Source organism: Psychrobacter sp. AOP3-A1-26 (assembly GCF_052378235.1).
In the GTDB taxonomy this organism is placed as follows: domain Bacteria; phylum Pseudomonadota; class Gammaproteobacteria; order Pseudomonadales; family Moraxellaceae; genus Psychrobacter.
The window spans coordinates 42,232-61,627 of the sequence record NZ_JBQSXN010000006.1; the positions used below are offsets into that span (position 1 = coordinate 42,232).

The 19,396-nt window shown below is 42.2% G+C and carries 17 protein-coding genes and 1 tRNA gene; 12 read left to right on the forward strand and 6 right to left on the reverse strand.

Going from position 1 to position 19,396, the window contains the following annotated elements:
• Nucleotides 1-35 precede the first annotated feature (35 nt).
• From ACT3TU_RS02320 to gluQRS, 6 genes are all read left to right on the forward strand, one after another.
• Nucleotides 36-557 carry a transcriptional repressor gene (locus ACT3TU_RS02320; RefSeq protein WP_192522977.1) on the forward strand — a complete coding sequence of 174 codons (522 nt, stop codon included), beginning with the start codon at nt 36-38 and terminating at the stop codon, nt 555-557.
• A 76-nt stretch (nt 558-633) separates the two neighbouring features.
• The gene (locus tag ACT3TU_RS02325) at nt 634-1,437 is read left to right on the forward strand and encodes a metal ABC transporter ATP-binding protein (RefSeq protein ID WP_225735179.1); all 804 of its coding nucleotides are present in this window, start codon (nt 634-636) and stop codon (nt 1,435-1,437) included.
• A 42-nt stretch (nt 1,438-1,479) separates the two neighbouring features.
• On the forward strand, nt 1,480-2,298 hold the full coding sequence (locus tag ACT3TU_RS02330; RefSeq protein WP_192522976.1) for a metal ABC transporter permease: 819 nt from the start codon (nt 1,480-1,482) through the stop codon (nt 2,296-2,298).
• A 232-nt stretch (nt 2,299-2,530) separates the two neighbouring features.
• Nucleotides 2,531-3,388 carry a metallophosphoesterase gene (locus ACT3TU_RS02335; RefSeq protein WP_192522975.1) on the forward strand — a complete coding sequence of 286 codons (858 nt, stop codon included), beginning with the start codon at nt 2,531-2,533 and terminating at the stop codon, nt 3,386-3,388.
• 508 nt (nt 3,389-3,896) lie between these two features.
• Nucleotides 3,897-4,334, forward strand: coding sequence for an RNA polymerase-binding protein DksA (gene dksA, locus ACT3TU_RS02340; protein ID WP_192522974.1), 438 nt, complete (start codon nt 3,897-3,899; stop codon nt 4,332-4,334).
• 307 nt (nt 4,335-4,641) lie between these two features.
• Nucleotides 4,642-5,586 (forward strand): tRNA glutamyl-Q(34) synthetase GluQRS, encoded by a 945-nt coding sequence (gluQRS, locus tag ACT3TU_RS02345; protein WP_192522973.1) that lies wholly within the window; start codon nt 4,642-4,644, stop codon nt 5,584-5,586.
• 65 nt (nt 5,587-5,651) lie between these two features.
• Here the strand turns inward: gluQRS and ACT3TU_RS02350 are convergent, their stop codons facing one another.
• Together ACT3TU_RS02350 and murD are read right to left on the reverse strand one after the other, a co-directional pair.
• Nucleotides 5,652-6,848, reverse strand: a complete 1,197-nt coding sequence (locus ACT3TU_RS02350; protein WP_192522972.1) for an FtsW/RodA/SpoVE family cell cycle protein — start codon at nt 6,846-6,848, stop codon at nt 5,652-5,654.
• A gap of 228 nt (nt 6,849-7,076) precedes the next feature.
• Complete coding sequence (gene murD / locus ACT3TU_RS02355) at nt 7,077-8,513, reverse strand: UDP-N-acetylmuramoyl-L-alanine--D-glutamate ligase (RefSeq protein ID WP_192522971.1); 1,437 nt, start codon at nt 8,511-8,513, stop codon at nt 7,077-7,079.
• Nucleotides 8,514-9,249: 736 nt separating this feature from the next.
• Between murD and ACT3TU_RS02360 the strand changes: the two genes are divergently transcribed.
• From ACT3TU_RS02360 to ACT3TU_RS02370, 3 genes are all read left to right on the forward strand, one after another.
• A complete protein-coding gene (locus ACT3TU_RS02360; RefSeq protein WP_192522970.1) occupies nt 9,250-10,749 on the forward strand; it encodes a SulP family inorganic anion transporter in 1,500 nt (499 codons plus the stop codon).
• 183 nt (nt 10,750-10,932) lie between these two features.
• Nucleotides 10,933-11,787: a universal stress protein gene (locus ACT3TU_RS02365; protein WP_192522969.1), complete on the forward strand. Its 855-nt coding sequence runs from the start codon at nt 10,933-10,935 to the stop codon at nt 11,785-11,787.
• Between the two features lie 451 nt (nt 11,788-12,238).
• The gene (locus ACT3TU_RS02370; protein WP_192522968.1) at nt 12,239-12,577 is read left to right on the forward strand and encodes a P-II family nitrogen regulator; all 339 of its coding nucleotides are present in this window, start codon (nt 12,239-12,241) and stop codon (nt 12,575-12,577) included.
• A gap of 246 nt (nt 12,578-12,823) precedes the next feature.
• On the opposite strand, the gene ACT3TU_RS02375 is transcribed toward ACT3TU_RS02370, so the two are convergent.
• The 3 genes from ACT3TU_RS02375 to ACT3TU_RS02385 form a co-directional block, all read right to left on the reverse strand.
• On the reverse strand, nt 12,824-13,207 hold the full coding sequence (locus ACT3TU_RS02375; RefSeq protein ID WP_192522967.1) for a DUF2147 domain-containing protein: 384 nt from the start codon (nt 13,205-13,207) through the stop codon (nt 12,824-12,826).
• Between the two features lie 251 nt (nt 13,208-13,458).
• Nucleotides 13,459-13,722 carry a hypothetical protein gene (locus ACT3TU_RS02380; RefSeq protein ID WP_192522966.1) on the reverse strand — a complete coding sequence of 88 codons (264 nt, stop codon included), beginning with the start codon at nt 13,720-13,722 and terminating at the stop codon, nt 13,459-13,461.
• A 75-nt stretch (nt 13,723-13,797) separates the two neighbouring features.
• Nucleotides 13,798-14,616, reverse strand: coding sequence for a DNA/RNA non-specific endonuclease (locus tag ACT3TU_RS02385; RefSeq protein ID WP_225735178.1), 819 nt, complete (start codon nt 14,614-14,616; stop codon nt 13,798-13,800).
• A 233-nt stretch (nt 14,617-14,849) separates the two neighbouring features.
• Here ACT3TU_RS02385 and ACT3TU_RS02390 point away from each other — a divergent pair.
• Nucleotides 14,850-14,940: transfer RNA gene (locus tag ACT3TU_RS02390), tRNA-Ser, on the forward strand.
• A gap of 283 nt (nt 14,941-15,223) precedes the next feature.
• On the forward strand, nt 15,224-16,585 hold the full coding sequence (locus ACT3TU_RS02395; protein ID WP_192522964.1) for a tyrosine-type recombinase/integrase: 1,362 nt from the start codon (nt 15,224-15,226) through the stop codon (nt 16,583-16,585).
• A 42-nt stretch (nt 16,586-16,627) separates the two neighbouring features.
• Here ACT3TU_RS02395 and ACT3TU_RS02400 read toward each other — a convergent pair whose 3' ends face one another.
• Nucleotides 16,628-17,725: a hypothetical protein gene (locus tag ACT3TU_RS02400; protein ID WP_192522963.1), complete on the reverse strand. Its 1,098-nt coding sequence runs from the start codon at nt 17,723-17,725 to the stop codon at nt 16,628-16,630.
• Between the two features lie 747 nt (nt 17,726-18,472).
• Here ACT3TU_RS02400 and ACT3TU_RS02405 point away from each other — a divergent pair.
• A complete protein-coding gene (locus tag ACT3TU_RS02405; protein ID WP_192518648.1) occupies nt 18,473-19,393 on the forward strand; it encodes a YagK/YfjJ domain-containing protein in 921 nt (306 codons plus the stop codon).
• The last annotated feature ends 3 nt before the right edge of the window (nt 19,394-19,396 follow it).

The following is a 19,396-nucleotide window of genomic DNA, read 5'->3' on the forward strand; positions in this document are numbered from 1 at the left end:
CTTAAAATGCCATTCCATTTTTAGGAGCTTGTGCTATGTCGACTACCTCACCTAATTGTGAGCATGTGCACGACGTGCAAGATTTTACGCCTCAGGATGTGTCTGAGCGCCTAATCGCCGCAAAAGAGCAGTGTCGTCTACGCGGTGTGCGCTTTACCCCCTTACGTCAGCAGATTTATACGCTGGTATTGCAAGCCAATAAACCAGTGGGTGCTTATGATTTAATCACCCAATTACAGCACATGCGTCTATCAGACAGCGATAATAAGATTGATAGCACAAAGAATGTTGCACCGCCGACGGTCTATCGCAGTTTAGAGTTTTTATTAAGCGAAGGTTTGGTACATCAACTGACCTCTATCAATGCGTATGTACCTTGCTGTCACCCAAGGGCGCAGCATACGGCAGCGTTTTTAATCTGTGAGCAGTGTCAGCGCGTACAAGAATGTAGCAGCTTGCCCGTACAAGAGATGATGGGCTTTGCTGAGCAAGATATTGGTTTTATCGTTGAACGCAGTGTCATTGAGCTGAGCGGTCGTTGCCAAATGTGCCAGTAAAATAACGACCCTTGATGATAAGTGTTTATCATCAAATTTTATGTATATCCTTTACTAACCCACTCGTTGTCATATTATGAGCCTGTCTACCTTACCGTTTAATCAACCGAGCGCTTCTGTTATTACTGGCAATAGCATTAATAGTGTTAGCAAACTGCTGAGCTTAAATAACGTTAGCTTTGATATTAACCAGCAACGCTTGCTGTCAAATATTAATATCGACATTGCTATTAACGAAACGGTCAGCCTTATCGGGCCTAATGGCGCGGGCAAGTCAACGTTGGTCAAACTTATTTTGGGCTTAATTGAGCCGACTGATGGACAGATTACACCCCACCAGAAATTACAGCTTGGCTATGTGCCGCAGCGGTTTGCTGTACCACCAATACTGCCATTACGTGTCCGCGATTTACTAGCACAAGCAGACAAAAAACGCTTAACGGCTGAGCAGCGGCAGTTTATCTTTGATAATTTATCATTGACCCATCTGCTATCGCGGCAAATGCTGCACCTTTCGGGTGGTGAAACGCAGCGGGTATTGCTGGCACGCGCATTATTAGAGAAGCCCAATTTATTAATTTTAGATGAACCGATGCAAGGGCTGGACCCTGATACCGAGGTTTGGCTGTATCAATTTATCGATGAATTACCAGAGTTTTTACGCTGTGCCATGCTGGTGGTATCGCATGATTTACATTGGGTGATGAAAGGCAGTCGACGGGTGATTTGTCTCAACAAGCATATCTGCTGTGAAGGTCAGCCCAGCGAGCTTGCTATTAGCAGCGAATTTCAAAAGCTGTTTGGCCATCATTATGAGCAGCCTTATGTACACCAACCGCACGCCTGTGAGCATCACGCGCCAAGCGAACTCGAATTATAATAAAGCCTTAAACCTTTATAAAAACTATTACGGATACTTATTATGAGCGCTTGGTTAGCCATCATTGCCCCTGCTTGGATTGCTGGCAGTATTTTAGCCTTATTATCAGCGCCTTTAGGTTGTTTGGTATTGTGGCGACGCATGGCATTTTTTGCTGACGCATTAGCTCATGGAACCTTACTTGGCGTGGCCTTGGCAGTCTGGTGGCAGTTGCCAATGGGTATAGGCATTGCATTAGTCAGTGTCATGGTGGTGCTGGGGCTGGTGCTCATTGATGATGAGCGTCTGCCCGTCGATGCGGTACTGGCAGTGGTTGCGGTGTCATTGCTATGTCTAGGCTTATTGGCTTTGACCCAGCTAACTGACCAGCAAGCAAACGTACTGGGGTTTTTATTTGGTAATTTGCTGGAGCTTGACTGGGCAGACTTACCGTTACTCGCTGGTAGCGTCATGGTTGGATTGGGTCTGCTTACCTATATATGGCCAGCGCAAATTAAGCTTGCCACCCACGAAGCATTGGCACGTATTCAGGGTATCAACCCCACACGCCAGCGGCTATTTTTTATGGGCGTACTAGCAGGGTTTTGTGCGATTGCTCTACAGGCGGTTGGTAGTTTATTAATCAGTGGTTTATTGGTTTTACCAGCACTGACGGCACGCTTATATTCAGCATCACCAAAACAAATGGTCATTATATCGCTAGTAATCGCGCAGCTTGGCGTCACTTTAGGCGTTTGGGGTAGCATTTGGTTGGATATTCAGACGGGTCTCTCTATCGTCTTGATATTAGCAATTTTATTCTTTATGGCGCTTGCTGTCTCAAAGCTAATGACCACAAGGTTTTGGTCAGCACGTCGCTAATCGCTTCGTAGTATGCGTAATATAAAGGCGGTTATTTACTGTTTTATCCAACTTTATTTTATCAATATAGCTAGAGCTTTCATTGACGTTATGTTATAAAATTGCCCTAATATGCCTATTGGTAATAACAGCTTGGTAATAGCAATGAGAAACCAATGACTATAACTCGTTCAATGTATTTATATTTATTCTAGCGATAATACTTATTTTGATTCGATAAGGGACTGACCCAATGCCAAGCTATCCTGTGAATAAAATCAGCACGCCAGATGCACAATTGAATATACTACAAATCACTGACTTGCATTTATCAACGCCTGTGGTCTCCACTGCCGATGATAATGATGAGGACAGTACTAAAAATGGCGAGGTAACGGTTTGTCAGCACCGTTTTGAGTCCGTGCTACAGCAAGCATTGAGTGGCGATATCCGCTGTGATTTGATTGTCGTGACTGGGGATTTGGTTAGTGAGGTAATTCCTGCTATCTATGACCATATTTTTAAGGTATTACAAGCAACGGGCATTCCTTTTGCTTGTATCGCTGGCAACCATGACGTCACTGATGAAAGGGGTAGTGACTTACCCTTTTTTCAGCGCGAGCTCATCGCACGGCCGACCGATTCACGTTTACTGAGCCAACATGTTATTGAAAGTGATCACTGGCAGGTTTTGTTATTAGATTCATCTATGGCTGGCAAAGTAGAAGGTGAAATTACCCCCGCCGCCATCGATTGGCTATGCGAGACCCTCAGCGCTTGTGATAAGCCTACATTAATTGCCGTGCACCACCACGTCATTCCTATAGATTCTGACTGGATTGATACCCATATGGCAGACAATAGCGAGAGTTTTTGGCAGCATATGGCAAAATTCGAGCAATTAAAAGTCATTATTAGTGGTCATACCCACCAAGAGCAAGTGCGTCATCGTCAGGGGGTTAGCGTTTATAGTACACCGTCTACCTGCTATCAGTTCAAACCCTTCGAAGATGATTTTTCCTACGACACAAACGCATTGCCAGGGTATCGTTGGTTGCAATTAGCCAACAATGGAAAGGTTGCAAGCTGGGTTGAAAGACTGGATACTTGATGCCCAGATTTATTGGCACCATTAACGCTGACAGCCCTTATTTTTTAGGCTTTTAGCTGATACTGCTTGATTGAACCATAAGATAGCTGACAAAGTAGAAATGTGGTCATTATAAAAAATAGCTTCATTATTATTAAAAACAATGTTACAACTTATAAAATAAAACGAAGACCACCTGATATTTAATAATAAGCAAAACTATAGTAGCTAGGATGGCTAGATCGACCACAAGCTAAGTTTCTACAGTCAGTAATATGCAGCACTATTTAAACCCTGTTATTTAAATAAAGCAGTTTAAATAAAAATAGACATAACCATATACCTGAACATTGATATGTTGCTATGAGCATTTTGAGATAACCGTACTATTAGATCAGCTGTGTTACTTGTGTTACCAAGTGGTAAAACGTTTTATAAAGGGACAAATTATAGCGTTTGGTAAATTAATAACGTCTTGTCTTTTGATACGTCGTTTTATTGAATCAATTTGAAAAAGTAGGATACCCATATGAGCACCGTGACTACGAATCCGAGTGAAGTTAAGTTTACTCCTTATGTGCCGGGCAAAGACGAAGAGTATATGTCTGATGCACAGTTAGAGCACTTTAAATCTATTTTATTGGACTGGAAAAACCAACTGATTGGTGAAGCGGATCGCACCAAGACTTATATCCAAGATGAGTCAAGTGCCATGCCAGACATCAATGACCGTGCTACCCAAGAAGAAGAGTTTGCCTTGGCGCTGCGTACACGTGACCGTGAGCGTAAGCTGATTCGCAAAATCGACAAATCTATGTCAGAAATCGAAAACGAAGACTATGGTTTTTGTGAAACTTGCGGGGTAGAGATTGGTCTGCGTCGTTTAGAGGCACGCCCAACAGCGACGCAATGTATCGACTGTAAGACTTTATCTGAAATTAAAGAACGCCAGAACCAAGGCGCTTAAGCAACCTACTGTTAATGTAGGTATAAAAATATAAGTACAAGCACGAGCGACCATATTAATATGGTCGCTCGTTGTGTTTTGGCTTAATAGCTTTGTCATTACTGGCTTTGAGATTGGCAACTGATAACCAATTCAAAACTTCGCATCTTAAAAAAAGCATGGCTGACACAATCAGCTATATCTTTAGAACTCATCCTGCTAACAAAACAGCCGCATTTAATAAATATCTTTTTACGCTAATTTTTATTATCCTACCTTCTATCCCATTTACCGATAACCATCAATTTTAAAGTCCATCCAAACTTCTATGTTAACTCAAACCTCATCATCACAGCCTATCGGTCGTTTTGCCCCCTCACCGACTGGTGAGTTACACCTTGGCTCACTAACGACAGCGATTGCCAGCTATTGCCATATAAAATCATTGGGTGGTAAATGGCTATTACGTATCGAAGATACTGATACCGAACGCTGTGACCGACAGTTTACTGAACAAATTTTAATTGATTTGGAAGCGCTTGGATTATACTGGGATGGCGATGTTATTTATCAGTCTGAACGCATTGATATTTATAATGATTACTTGTCTTCCTCTCTGCAATCGCTGACTTATGGCTGCCAATGCTCACGTAAAGATTTGGAGCAATATTGGGCACAAAAGGAACCAAGCAAGCATCACGATGCTGTCAGTTCGCTACAACCAAATAGGACGCGTTATCCGCGCCGCTGTGTCGGCGCTGACCTTGATAGACAACAACATAAGTTACGTATCCAACTGCCAGATTATAGGATTGGTTTCAACGATGGTATCCAAGGTATGCAGTGGGATAATCCGCAGCAAACATTAGGCGATATGGTGGTGCGCCGCCAAGATGGCATGATCAATTATATATTGGCAGCCAGCCTCGATGATGGTCTACAACAAATCACACATATTATGCGCGGTTTGGATATTTTACCCATGACCACGGCACAAATCAGTATCATGCAGGCCGCTGGTTTGCCTGCTATCGATCATTGGTCTCACTTGCCACTGATATGTCATTCTGATGGGCAAAAGCTCTCCAAGCAAAATCTGGCTCAACCCATCGATACTCGTAACCCAAGTCAGCTTATCACTGACGCTTTACAGCTCTTACAGCAACCAACGGTCGATAGAGATACACCTAGCAATATGCTAAGACAGGCCGTTGCCCAATGGGACAATACGCCACTACAGGGCAAACAGCAGTTAAATATACCCAATGGATAAAAGACGAAAAACAAGCAATAAAAAGCGCCACCAATAGCGACGCGTTTTAAACTATTCTAACGATACTAATAATAACGGCACTGGCTTTTTTCGATTTCAGGGCTTTCTTTGTAAATCTTCAGTAATAGCGCGACCATCACTAAACTAATCAGCATCGATGAGCCACCGTAACTGAAAAACGGCATGGTTAAACCTTTGGTCGGAATTGCGCCCATATTCATCGCCGCATTAATAATTGTCTGCGCAATAAACACCACACCGATACCAAAAGCGGTATAACTCATGCGCATCTGCCGACGCTTGAGCGCGTTATAACTGATACGCATCGCACTGCCGATAATCAGCGCCTCGAGCAACAGCACCATGCTAACCCCAACAAAGCCTAGCTCTTCACCAGTGATGGCCAATAAAAAGTCGGTATGAGCCTCGGGCAGATGCGACAGTTTTTGTACACTTTCGCCATAGCCAACACCTGTAAATTGCCCACGACCAAAAGCAATCAAACTGCGCGCCAGCTGATAATCCGTATCTTGTACATCATCAAACGGATCCATAAACGACATCACTCGGACTAACCGATACTCTGCTGTCGTAACCATCAACACAGCACCGCCAATAGCAGCAGCACCTAGCGCTAAGAAATGCTTGTAAGGGGCACCCGCAATATAAAAAATCGCAAAGAGCGTACCAAGTATCACCACAAAAGAACCAAAGTCTGGCTGCGATAATAACAGTATGGTGATGAGCGCGACCACTAACATAATCCGCAAAAAACCATCCAAACCATTACGGACCTCAAAAGAGCGACGCACCACAAAGTCAGAGACAAACACAATCATGACCAGTTTCGCTAACTCTGCTACCTGAAAATTAAAACCGCCTATCGTTAGCCAACGTTTGGAGCCATTGATAGGCGTACTGAACAAGGTCGCCACTAATAGCATGCCCGTAATACCCAGCAAAATAAACTGGGTTTCGGTTTTATATAGCAACCGTAAAGACACGCTATAATAAGGAACCGCAGCGATAATCAAACCTATCGTCATATACAGCAGTTGGTTTTTGAAAAAATGCAGCTCTGTCATTCCGCGACTGAGTGCAAAAGGAATAGAAGCAGAAGCCACCATCAATAAACTAAGCACCAGCATACAGCCGACACTCGATATTAAGATGGCGCGTGCTGACGGCATAGAAAGGATACCATCTGAGCCAGAGGCTGGCTTTGATTGAGAAGAAGAACGAAAAAAAGAAGAGATCGCCATAATTTTATATACACTAACGAACGAAAAAACACGGCGTCTATCAAACGCCACCGTTTAAAAAATAAAGTAGATCGCACCAGATAGCTGTCGTATCAGATAGCTAGGGCGTGTCCTCAATCTGACTGGTCATCATCGACAGTAGCAGCAATTTATAAGCAAAACAATCATTTATAGTTGATTCACTTTAAAACCGATATAAGTGCTACTGGAGTAAATTTTTTGCAGCCTTTAACCAGTAGTCATACTATCGGCACGCGCCAGATTTAGTTGGTCAACCAGTTGATTAAAATGCTCACCGCGAGCCGCATAACCGCTATATTGATCGAAACTGGCACAGGCTGGTGATAATAGCACCGCTTGCACTTGTGATAGGCTACTTACAGTTACTTGTTGAATGGTGTCAAAGGCATTTTCCAAAGACTGGCATTGGTGTAGCGCTACGTCATCACTTAAGTTGGCTGTACGCAGGTGCTGCTCAATTTGCTGACTATCTTCACCGATAAGCAGTAGTTGACTAACGTACTGATTGATAAAAGGGGTCAGCTCGCCAAATTCTTGACCTTTGCCTTGCCCACCCAAAATCAATAATAGCTTGCCGTCTTTTGGCGCATAGACTGCACCCAGCCCTTCGATAGCGGCCATCGTCGAGCCAATATTGGTGCCTTTTGAATCATTAAAATAATCAATATCAGCCACATTTGCCACATATTGGCAACGATGCTCAAGTCCAGTAAATTGTTGCAAGGTATCTAGCATGCTATCAACTGCCAATCCTGCCAGCTCGCCTAACGCTAACGCTGCTTGCGCATTGAGCAGATTATGACGGCCTTTAATCAACAGTTTATCTGCCGACAGTAGTTTTTCTGTACCGCGTGCAAGATAAATATCGCCTTCAGAGTCAGTGATGAGACCATATTGATTCTCGTCAGGGGCATGAATGCCCGTACTCACTCTGGGTAAATTATCAGCCACCAGTGGGCGCGTCAATGCGTCTTCACGGTTAATAACCACAGATTTTGCACCCTGAAAAATACGGTGCTTGGCTTGATGGTAGCCGAGCATATCGCCATGACGGTCTAAATGGTCAGGCGACATATTAAGCACCGTGGCGACTTGTGCGTTTAAATCGGTCACGGTTTCTAATTGAAAGCTGGACAGCTCAAGTACCGCCAACTCCATATCGGTATTATCCAGTAATGTTAGCGCTGGTACACCAATATTGCCACCGACACCGACATTGACCCCAGCATCTATCGCCATTTGCCCAACCAACGTGGTCACAGTGCTCTTAGCATTAGAGCCGGTAATCGCTACGATCGGTACCGTACAGGCATCACAAAATAGCTGAATATCACTGACCACTGGGACATTGGCTTGACGTGCGGCTGCAACGGCTTCGGTCGCCAGAGAAATACCAGGGCTAATAATAATCCGTGTGGCTTGCTGCAATAGCGCTGCGTCAATCGTACCAAACCGGCGGATATCAATCTCATCAGGTAACTGATCCGCTAGTCTAGGTACTGCCTGAGCATCAGTGACCGCTACTTGATAACCTTGCGCCACCAGATAGCGAGCGACAGATAACCCAGATTGCCCCAAACCAACCACGACTTGTAGACCACTGCCTTTATGAAGTAAGGCATCTGTTGCAGTGTTGGTGGTCATATCTATTCCTTCTATTAGATGTGCAAAATGGCATCAAAAAATCTAGCCTATAAAAAAGCCAAACGATACCATCAAGATGAGAAACATCATAACGGTATCGTTCAGATTTCGGTACTGGTTTTTTACGGCGTTATGCTATTATGCGCCTGTTTTTATATTAAGTGGCTAGTGCTATAATAGCTGCCCTAATCTGTCAGTGACCAGAGACTTACTCTGGCCGTTTTAGTTTAGCATGTTGTCACAGTTAGCGCGCTGTTGTCACTTCTCTTTGGCAAAATGGCTATTGTGGACGAATCATGCATGGACGGATCATGTCGAACGGCTACTTTTATTTGACAGATGATTTATTATCTTCTACCGCAGCAAGTCATTGCTGACTCTATTCGTTATTGTAGGTGTTGTTTTTGAATAGCCTACCTTAACTACCCAATTCCAAATAATTTTAGGTAAACTCACTAAATTTATCATCGTATCGATTATTGATGAGCGTATTAGTGATACCAGCAAGTAAATCAGTAGACATATTTATTACGATGTTTTTTATGACAGTACCTTTTATAACCGTGTTTCTTATGACCGTACCTTTTATGACAATGCCTCGATAATTCAATGCCGCAACATGACACAGCGCCTGTTGCCGTAAAAGAAAGATGAATAGCTATTCTTATAGCGACGCGATCATTTTATGAATGAGTAATGATTACTTTTTTTGCCTCTAACCCTATGCAGTTTACTTATGACATCTTTTATTGATAACTTACGTGACGAGTGGTTTTCCAATGTTCGCGGTGACGTTTTATCAGGCCTAGTCGTTGCACTGGCGCTAATCCCTGAGGCCATTGCCTTCTCTATTATCGCTGGCGTTGATCCAAAAGTCGGCTTGTATGCCTCATTTTGTATCGCGGTAGTGATTAGTTTCGTCGGTGGTCGTCCAGGCATGATTTCGGCGGCAACAGGGGCGATGGCACTGGTGATGGTCGATTTGGTCGCCGAGCATGGTTTGCAGTATTTATTGGCTGCCACCTTATTGTGCGGCGCTATTCAGGTAGTAATGGGCATCTTAAAGCTCGGGAATTTGATGCGTTTTGTTTCCCGCTCTGTGGTCATTGGCTTTGTCAATGCGCTAGCGATATTGATCTTTGCCGCCCAATTACCAGAGCTTAACCCAATGACTGAGCGCGTCGGTATGACCGTTTATATCATGACAGCAGCGGGCTTGGCGATAATTTACCTGTTCCCGCTCATTCCTAAAATTGGTCGGGTGATTCCATCGCCGCTTATTTGTATCGTGGGATTAACCGCGGTCGCGATGTATATGAACCTTGATATTCGTAACGTCGGTAGCATGGGTGACTTACCAGACTCCCTGCCGATGTTTTTGTTGCCTGACATTCCATTGAACCTAAACACCTTACTAATCATAGCCCCTTATTCTATCGCGTTGGCTATCGTTGGTTTGTTAGAATCTATGATGACGGCGACGATCGTTGACGAGTTAACAGATACCCCCAGTGATAAAAACCGTGAGTGTCGCGGTCAAGGGATTGCTAACGTGGTCTCAGGTTTCTTTGGCGGTATGGCAGGTTGTGCGATGATTGGTCAGTCAATGATTAACGTCAAATCTGGCGGACGTACGCGCCTATCTACTTTGATAGCAGGTATCGTCTTGCTCATTATGGTGGTGTTTTTGAGTGAATGGGTCAGCCAAATCCCAATGGCAGCGCTGGTCGCGGTGATGATTATGGTCTCTATCGGTACCTTTAACTGGCAGTCTATTCGCGAGTTCAAAACACACCCGATGTCCTTTAATATTGTCATGCTAGCGACGGTATTGACCACGGTCTTTACCCACAATTTAGCCTACGGTGTCGGCGTAGGTGTGCTGCTATCTGCATTGGCATTTGCCAATAAAATCGGTCAATTCTTAACCATATTTAGTGAATACGACGACAGTAGCAACACCCGCTATTATTATGTACAAGGACAGGTTTTCTTTGCGTCTACGACACAGTTTTTACATAGCTTCGACACCAAAGAAGCCTTGGATAGCATCCAGATTGATGTCAGCCAAGCCCATTTTTGGGACATTAGTGCCGTTGACACCTTGGATAAGCTGGTTATGCGCTTGCAACGCGAGGGCATTGATGTCAAAGTAGTTGGACTAAATAATGCCAGTCGTACGCTGATTGATCGCTTCTCTGTTCATGATCGCCGCGATATTGGTTTGCTGGATTGAGCAAAAAGTCTGCGTCTACATCCTACACTATCGTGTTAATCATCAATGTCTCATAAATAAACAGTTAAACAAACAATTGAATAGACAGCTGCATTGGTAAAGAGGATGAGGCGTGAGCATTGCCTCCCCACCCTTTTTACCAATGTAGCTGTATTTTTGGTATTGAAATGATGTGGTGCCCTTATGAGTAATTTGAAGCCAGATAGCGTGATTGCTTGCTTAGACTGTCCTGATCACGTGCAAGCCGTTTTAGATGCAACCATGTGGGCTTCAATCCGCCTACAAGTGCCGATCGGGCTACTACATTCAGTGCCAAGCTTACAACAAAAAGCTGCCGTTGATTACTCATGCTGTCTCAATATTGATGATGAAAACACTTTATTAGATCAATTCACTGCAAAAGAACATTCGAGTAATAGTGAACTAAAAGCCCAGGGTAAGCTTCTCTTACACCAAGCAACCACTTATTGCGCGCAGCAGCACCCCAAACTCAAAACCTATACATTGCACCGTCATGAACACCTCAATGAGAGTATCGATTATGTCGATGACAAAGCACAATTAATCGTTATCGGACATCATGTTACCTGTAAATCGACATTGAGCCAGTTAATTCGTGTCAGTCACTGCCCCATTTTGGTGACTCATGCCCCATTTTTGCTCCCTACTACCGCATTATTCGCCTTTGACAATAGCCCAACATCTCATAAATTGCTCAATTGGCTGTGCAAAACGCCGCTTATTCGGGCTTTAACCGTGCATATTGTCATGGTCGGAAAAGAAAACTCAGAGAATTGCGACGCGCTACGCGAAGCTTATGCACGCCTCAAACAAGCCGGCATCAAATCTAAAAAGGCTTTGCTAGATTGCCGTGATGTTACCGCGGCTTTAAATTACTATCAAAACGAGAATGATATTGGCCTACTAATGACAGGGGCATTTGGTCAATCCCGTCTGCGTGAATTACTCCAAGGTAGCGACACCAAAAAGCTACTAGGCAGCACCAAAACACCATACCTACTCTTCCCTAAAGCTTAGACCTAGATTCATCCATATAAGACAACAACCACACCTATCCTATTAAAAGCAGAGGCTTTACTCTAATATCAGTCTCTGCTTCTCACGCCATAATATTTCACCAAATCACCCTGTCAATTTATCAAATCAGTACATGAAATGGCAGGATAGCCTCCCCAAGCACCTAGAAAGTTGGTTATAATAAAGTTTTCGTTGGTTTAACGCTAAAGGTTGATTACTATTCTTTACGCTTATAGCAACGGGTTTTATTGTTACACTATGAGCAATTTTTTACCATTACCATAATTATTTTGAGCAAATACGGTTAATCCTGCCTTCCCCTTGAGTAGGTTTAGCCCAATCTTTGAATAACTCGTGGTAAGCATAGCCGCTGGTAAACATAGCCGCGATACAATAAGGCACAACACTTCTATCCATCAACTTATGGCATCACACAAATAAGGAATTTTTTATGAAGCTAATCACTGCGATCTTAAAACCATTTAAGCTCGATGATGTACGTGAAGCGCTTTCTGACATCGGTGTCAAAGGTGTCACTGTCACCGAAGTTAAAGGTTTCGGTCGCCAAAAAGGCCACACTGAGCTCTACCGCGGTGCAGAATACGTAGTGGATTTTTTACCCAAGGTAAAAGTCGAAGTGGCGGTCGTCGATGAAATGGTCGAGCCTGCTATCGAAGCCATCACTCGTATTGCAAGCACTGGCAAAATCGGCGATGGTAAGATATTTGTGACCAATCTTGAACAAGTCGTTCGTATACGTACGGGCGAGACAGGTCCTGACGCTATTTAAAGCCTGAGAACGAATAATAAGTACAGACTGATAGAGCATACTGATAACTGATTGCATCAATTCAAGGGGAATTAATATGCATTATGGAATCTCATCTCGAGCTTGTAATATAAACATGTTGAGCTTATACCAAAACTAGAACCATAAATTAAAGTTAGAGCCATAAAAAACCCCATAAAACCTTACGGTAATGTGGGATTTTTTATGGCTCAAGATTAAACTTGATAGTAAAAATAAGCGATGGACTTATTTCTTTTTCCACTGCTGACTACGTGAGAATGGACCAATATAACCTTTTAAATTTAACGTACTGCCACTTAGTTGTGCAGTCATACGGTAGTCCTTGCCTTTTTCAGGGTCAGTAATCGTACCACCGCTATATTTACCACCGCCATCAGCTTTCAGACCAGAGATAATGGTCATACCGACGTGTTTCTTACCTTTGGCTGAGTTAGTTGCGATGAGTTTACCTGTCAACACACCATTTGACTCAGTGATTTTGACCGTGCCTTTTGGCTTGCCATCGTCATAGGTCTGCCAGGTAGTATTGGCTAATGGATCAGCAGCAAATGCCATAGTGGCCATACTGATACCAGCCGCAGCTAAAGCAGTTTTTGTAAGTAATTTCATAAATTGACTCCCTTCATTTATACAGTGGTTACTCGAAACGTTATGTTTCTAATATTCTATGCTTATCCTTTGCTAGAATCTTTTTTAAAGCTTGACGGTTATATTTAATGACCGTGTCTACTCATAGGCTTTTGTCCAAAGATTTGAACGGTATAAGCGATGTCTTGACCCATTATAAGCAATTTTTAGATTTTGCCTAGTAATTTTTTTATACTTTATTATTTCTATAAAAACAAAACCATATCAAAGAGTTACAGGAAAGGGTTGTCTATTTCTTTGCCTGTCTGGTCATCCTTTTTCTTTGACTTAATATCATTGTTGTTATAAGGCTCGTTAGTCTCAAAAGCTTGCATAATTTTGGTTGTTAGCTCGTGTAACTGCTCAGCTTGCTGATATCCAGACGAATCCAACGTCAGATCAATATCTCCATAAATGATGATTTTATCTTTTTGGTTCTCGATAACCAGCTCTCCAATCTGCATACTTTGGTGGTCATTAGCAAATGGTTCAATCATTTATAATATCCTTTTTATAAATCGTATCTTACGTTATTTTTCAATATCATCCGTTTTTGATCACATACAGACGTTTCACGCCTGCAGTTGTGTGAGCACCCATTCTAGTATTGCCAACACAAACAATATCCAAGTGGGCTCTTCTACGGGCTCATCTGGTATGTCTGAACGTTCACCCGCCTTCAATGGTAAATCAAACGCTTGCGCTTTGGTCTGAGGGTCTAGTACGGGTAAGACATCGATACCAATCTCAGTAGTCAACGCATCGATACTAATGACTTCTATACGCTCTGATTCATCATTCGGTGCATAGTACACTCCCGCTTGATTGGTCGCTGGGATATAAACCGCTTTAAAAAAATGACTGGGCACCAGTACGCGGTCAGCAAGCTGTTTGGTTTTTTTGCCAGTAAATGCCACTCCTGTGATGGTATAAACTTCACCATACTGCTGGGTCAAATAGCGAGTGGCAGACTCAATATTACGCCAAATATAGCGATTATTACGTGGAGATTGCGGGGCAATATTAGCCAGACTAAAACTATCATACTGTTGGCTACGATTGGCCATATCACCATTAGGGGATAGATGACCGCGATCATAACCAGAGCCTGAATAATCAGACAGTTTAGCGCGCATGGACTTCGGTAAACGACTCTCTTCATGAAAGCTGTCTTCACGATCGATTTTTTTGGCTTGCTGCAAGCGCTTGCGGTCCAAATATTCGGCTGACCACAGCGGCGTACGCGATACACCAGAATACATGACAGCAAAACCATCAAAACATAATGACTGGGTATCTTTACTCAGTTTAGGATTAGTAAATTCGGGATAGATACCACCATAAAAGGACTGGCTACACTGGGTAAAATCGTCGGCGTACGCTGAGCTCATACTGAGTATAGCCGTAAACACTGTCATTATTATGTTATTTGTAAGCCTATATTTAGGCTTGCCAATACTTATCATTCAACTTTCTACCATTTATGCTTATTATTACGTGCATGCTATCCTAGCAGGCATCTAACAATCAAGAAAGATAGGGCGCAAGTGGTGACTTTTTAAATGGTATCCGCTATACTTAGCCAGTCAAAAATCAGTGTCGTCCAAAAACGCGCTGTCTAAACGGTGAAGTGGGTGAGTGGCTGAAACCGCACGCCTGGAAAGTGTGTATACGTTCATAGCGTATCGAGGGTTCGAATCCCTCCTTCACCGCCAATCTTATAAAACACTCCTTTTCCCACCTTGTCCTAAACACTCCCATATACCTCTGTAACCCTTTATAAATAACGCGTCTAGCGTTTTTTTTATGTCTAGTGTTTTCCCAATCTATCCGAATATAACCCACCTATCCCGTGGCTTGTGTTGGTCTATCTGTTGGTCTATGATTTCATTAGACCTCAAAAAGACCAACATTTAGGCTTTATAATTCAGCTTTAGACCAACGTTATATTTGTAACGCTTGAATTACAAGGCTTGGAAGCATAGGGAGTAGACCAACATGTTAAGCGATAGCAAAATCCGCAAGCTCAAACCAAGTGAAAAATGTACGCCTTCACGTCCTGACAAATATAGTGATCAGTATGGGCTACAGCTTTTAGTCCGTAGCACAAGCACAAAAACATGGATAAGCGCTTATCGCTTTGATGGTAAGCAGACACGCCTCACACTTGGCACTTACCCCATCATGTCACTCGCTGAAGCCAGACAAGCCAATACTGAGATTAAAGCGCTACTAGCAGATGGTATCGATCCAAAAAATAAAAAGCGTCAAGATAGGCTCAATAATGTTCATGCACAAAAATTCAATGATTATGCGTTAGACTGGCTCGCTGAACGTCAGCGTAACGTCAAGCCACGTACCTATCAGCAAGACTATAACCGTATGCATAAAGACGTGTTGCCCCACTTTGAAGGCATTGCACTAAAAGATGTAAGCTTTGAGGATTGTCGATCAATGGCAGATGAGATCGAAAAGCGTGTGAACAAAGACGGTGAGCCGCCACGCGAGGTAACCAGACGCACTATCGATCTGGTGGCTAATGTCTTAAGACGTGCCAAACGCGAACGCATCATTGAGCAAAATCCAATCGATGATCTAAAAGCACTCTATCCTAAAGCCAAAAGTCAGCACATGAAGCATGTAGATATCCATGAGCTGCCTGCCCTACTCCAAGCTATTGAGAATTATCATGGTCATGACCAAACCCGCTTAGGTATGAAGTTTTTAGCGTACTCATTTTGCCGCACCATTGAACTACGTATGATGAAATGGGCGCATATCGACTTTGCCAACCGTTTATGGCGTGTTGATATCGATAACCTTAAAATTGCACGTAAGCACGTTGTACCGTTGTCAGATCAGATGCTAGCAGTACTAGAGGAGATGAAACCCATCACAGGACAATATGAATATGTGTTCTATCATACGGGTATGCATCAGCCGTATAGTGAGGAGTTTATTAATAACGCGCTAGATATTCTAGGCTATGCTGGTAAGCAGACAGGTCACGGCTTTCGTCACATCGCCTCAACCAATCTTAACGAGCTTGGCTACATGGGCGACGCGATTGAAAAACAGATGGCACATGACAAAAAAAGTAACATACGCGCGGTTTATAACCATGCTCAGCATTTAGAAGAGCGCCGTAAGATCATGCAGGTTTGGGCTGACTTTTTAGACTTACTAAGAGACAAAGGCGAAGTTGTAGACTTTCAAACAGCGCGGCAGCAGATTGAGCAGTCAATAAGCGAGAATAAACAAGCATCACTGTTAGAAGTAGATAGCGAAACTCTGATACAGGCTTTGAAAGATAAGGGAGTTACTAGCAAAGACTTACAATCCTTGCTATCCGATAGATAAGCTAGCGCTAACTTAAATTGAGGGTTGCCTTAGAGTAACCCTCTAAGCATCTGTCTTTTCTACAATGAGACGCTCATACATCTGCTCTATCGAATCATTGATAACCTGATTTGCAGTAGAACCCTTCTGCTTCATTATCGCTTTTAACTTATCTTGATTTTTCTTATATATCTTAATGCTACCATTCTCTACCTGCTTCTTTTTACTATAATGCTTTTGTCCGTCCCATGCTTTTTTCATGCTATATAGCGTGTAGCTTCGTTCAGAGAAGCCTTTGTTCTTTTTAGTCCCTATATCAGCATTTTCAACATTGGACAAAACATCCAGACTTGCAAGAATAAGCTCGTATTTCTCTTCAATATTCTTTGGAATAAAGACCCTATCCAGAATAATTTGTTGAGGGTTTTTGGCACGTAGATATTCGTATATCCACTCTATCTGCTCCGTATTGGTAGCGTCTATCCATTTAGCATCTTTCGTGATATCTAAGCAGTTTTTAAAGTATCTAGCCTTCACACAGACTATATGTTTCGCTTGAAAATCACCAAATGGTGAAATTCGGCGCTCATATTTCGGTATGTTGTTTCTCCATAAACTTATAAATTCATGAGTGTCATAGCGTAAGATATCTGCTACTGCATTAATCAGCTCGTCTCTACCTTTGTAAGCATTATACTGAATATAATCTCTCAGCAGATAAGCTAAAAACAGTGAATGACGCAAATTGTCCTTGAACCAGTCTAAATATGACTCGGGCAAAAGGTTATTTATCTTGTATTCGATTATATGGTTAAATTCAATTAAGGGTTCAGGATGATCTTGGAAGTATGACACTAAACTATTTTTATAGTCATCATCGTCAAGACCTATATTATCGACACCACGGCCATCCATCAGGTTTTTGCTGTACAACAATGCTCTAGCATCTTCAGTATTCATCTGTCTTAAAGCTTCAAAAAACCTTTCTATATTTGTGCGATCTCTTCTACATGCTTGAATAAACTCATCTGTTACAAACCTTAAAGTCTTAGAGTTTGCGTAGCGAATCGAGGCGTCATCAAAATTGCTTCGATCATAGTCATCGAACACTGGTAAAGAAACATCTAGCACTTCATAAAAGGTATCTATGCGTCGATTCATTATAGTTTTTTCCTTATAAACTTATAGATATATCTTAGTAAATTTAACAAAAATTTGTAGTTTATCACTGGCTATTTTCTAGTATTTTTATAGCAACAGATTACGTCAGCAGTTGATAAATAAGCCCATAGAGCTAATTTATGCAATGTAAGCTTATTAATATAGTTCTATTACCCAAAACCGTAACTCTATCCTCTTAGTATAACCAAGTCTAGCGGTATTTTTAGTTTTCATACCCCCTAGGTTATGGACATTAAAATGAGCCTCCTTAACAGCTTATTATATATTATTGTTTTTTATCAGCTGACCACTATGAGTATGTGATACGAATAACAATCATGTTTATTGATAAACGACTATGAATTAACCCTTAATAATAGCGCCCTAAAATATTATGACTCTCCTCATGTATATGAACCTATACTGGAGACATAAATCATGATCAACTCACCTAGACCCTCGCATCAAATTAATGCTGCTATTCACCAAACAGTGTATTAACTTTTCTCTATCAGCTAACTCCATTTACTCAAAAAACATCAATATGAACCAAGATCCCTACAATTGAGGATAATGTATTACCGATATCTCCGCAGTATTGGTAAGTGCCACTAACCGGTTATTGATATTATTATATAGCGCAGCGTTACCACACTGACTATCTCCTCACTAAACCACCAGTAGACAGAATAAAAAAATATGATGTAGCTCTACTATGTGCAAGACAAACCACATAGGAGAAATACCATGCAAAACATTAACCTCAATCAAAGTAACTTATTAACTAAAGTTCACCAACTGGTAATCGATATCATTTCTAATGAATTGAGATTTGACCTGATAATAGATGAGCTGAACGATTTGTATCATCCGTTCATGTATTACTATGAGGGTGACAATGGATTGATTTACTCGGTGCCCATTGAAGCTTTCTTTCGCAGTACGCAATATATCGTTGGTGATCAATATCCAGAAGATGTCATTTGGGATTACGATAAAACACAGCGTCTTATTAAAACACTGTCATACTATAAAAAAGATATTAAGCGTGAACGTAGTGTGTTTAGTTATCAGGAGTCTAAAAATAAGAGGACACTCGAAAAATATGTACGCCATCTGATTCATCATTACAAAAGACTGCTCTTTGTACGTATCGACCTAAAGTACGCCAAAGAAACAAGCCACCTTGTTAGCATTGAAGATTTTTATCATCACATGAGCAAATTCCGAGATCTTATCGGTAATGAGGAAACGTGCTTTGAAGATTTGCAGGGCTACGCTTGGGCTTTAGAGCATGGTGGCATCGAGGGCGGATTACATTGTCATTTGTTGCTGATATATGACGGTAATAAGAGACAAAATGATTGGTATATCGCAAAAGAGGTTGGTGAAAAGTGGAAGGTCATTACTGGTGGTCTAGGCGAGTGCTATAACTACCACAATAAAAAGACTAAGCAGGGGTATGAGCGAAACGGTAAATTAGGTATCGGCATGATTCATCAGGATAACGAACAGGAAGTTAACAACGCTCTTAGAACGTCGTGTTACCTGACGCAACCAAGCAAGTATGACCAAAAATTAAAAGTATGGCTCCCAAACATGAACACCTTTGCACACGGTCGATACCGCACATCCAGACGTCGAGGACTACCGCCCATATCAAAATAATCT

What these genes read in the sequence shown, in the direction of transcription:
- ACT3TU_RS02405 (WP_192518648.1), top strand. Translation starts at nt 18,473, where the DNA reads ATGCAAAACATTAACCTCAATCAAAGTAACTTATTAACTAAAGTTCAC.
- ACT3TU_RS02400 (WP_192522963.1), bottom strand. Translation starts at nt 17,725, where the DNA reads ATGAATCGACGCATAGATACCTTTTATGAAGTGCTAGATGTTTCTTTA.
- ACT3TU_RS02375 (WP_192522967.1), bottom strand. Translation starts at nt 13,207, where the DNA reads ATGAAATTACTTACAAAAACTGCTTTAGCTGCGGCTGGTATCAGTATG.
- ACT3TU_RS02325 (WP_225735179.1), top strand. Translation starts at nt 634, where the DNA reads ATGAGCCTGTCTACCTTACCGTTTAATCAACCGAGCGCTTCTGTTATT.
- ACT3TU_RS02370 (WP_192522968.1), top strand. Translation starts at nt 12,239, where the DNA reads ATGAAGCTAATCACTGCGATCTTAAAACCATTTAAGCTCGATGATGTA.
- ACT3TU_RS02365 (WP_192522969.1), top strand. Translation starts at nt 10,933, where the DNA reads ATGAGTAATTTGAAGCCAGATAGCGTGATTGCTTGCTTAGACTGTCCT.
- ACT3TU_RS02330 (WP_192522976.1), top strand. Translation starts at nt 1,480, where the DNA reads ATGAGCGCTTGGTTAGCCATCATTGCCCCTGCTTGGATTGCTGGCAGT.
- ACT3TU_RS02380 (WP_192522966.1), bottom strand. Translation starts at nt 13,722, where the DNA reads ATGATTGAACCATTTGCTAATGACCACCAAAGTATGCAGATTGGAGAG.
- ACT3TU_RS02320 (WP_192522977.1), top strand. Translation starts at nt 36, where the DNA reads ATGTCGACTACCTCACCTAATTGTGAGCATGTGCACGACGTGCAAGAT.
- ACT3TU_RS02350 (WP_192522972.1), bottom strand. Translation starts at nt 6,848, where the DNA reads ATGGCGATCTCTTCTTTTTTTCGTTCTTCTTCTCAATCAAAGCCAGCC.
- dksA (WP_192522974.1), top strand. Translation starts at nt 3,897, where the DNA reads ATGAGCACCGTGACTACGAATCCGAGTGAAGTTAAGTTTACTCCTTAT.
- ACT3TU_RS02335 (WP_192522975.1), top strand. Translation starts at nt 2,531, where the DNA reads ATGCCAAGCTATCCTGTGAATAAAATCAGCACGCCAGATGCACAATTG.
- gluQRS (WP_192522973.1), top strand. Translation starts at nt 4,642, where the DNA reads ATGTTAACTCAAACCTCATCATCACAGCCTATCGGTCGTTTTGCCCCC.
- ACT3TU_RS02395 (WP_192522964.1), top strand. Translation starts at nt 15,224, where the DNA reads ATGTTAAGCGATAGCAAAATCCGCAAGCTCAAACCAAGTGAAAAATGT.
- ACT3TU_RS02360 (WP_192522970.1), top strand. Translation starts at nt 9,250, where the DNA reads ATGACATCTTTTATTGATAACTTACGTGACGAGTGGTTTTCCAATGTT.
- ACT3TU_RS02385 (WP_225735178.1), bottom strand. Translation starts at nt 14,616, where the DNA reads ATGAGCTCAGCGTACGCCGACGATTTTACCCAGTGTAGCCAGTCCTTT.
- murD (WP_192522971.1), bottom strand. Translation starts at nt 8,513, where the DNA reads ATGACCACCAACACTGCAACAGATGCCTTACTTCATAAAGGCAGTGGT.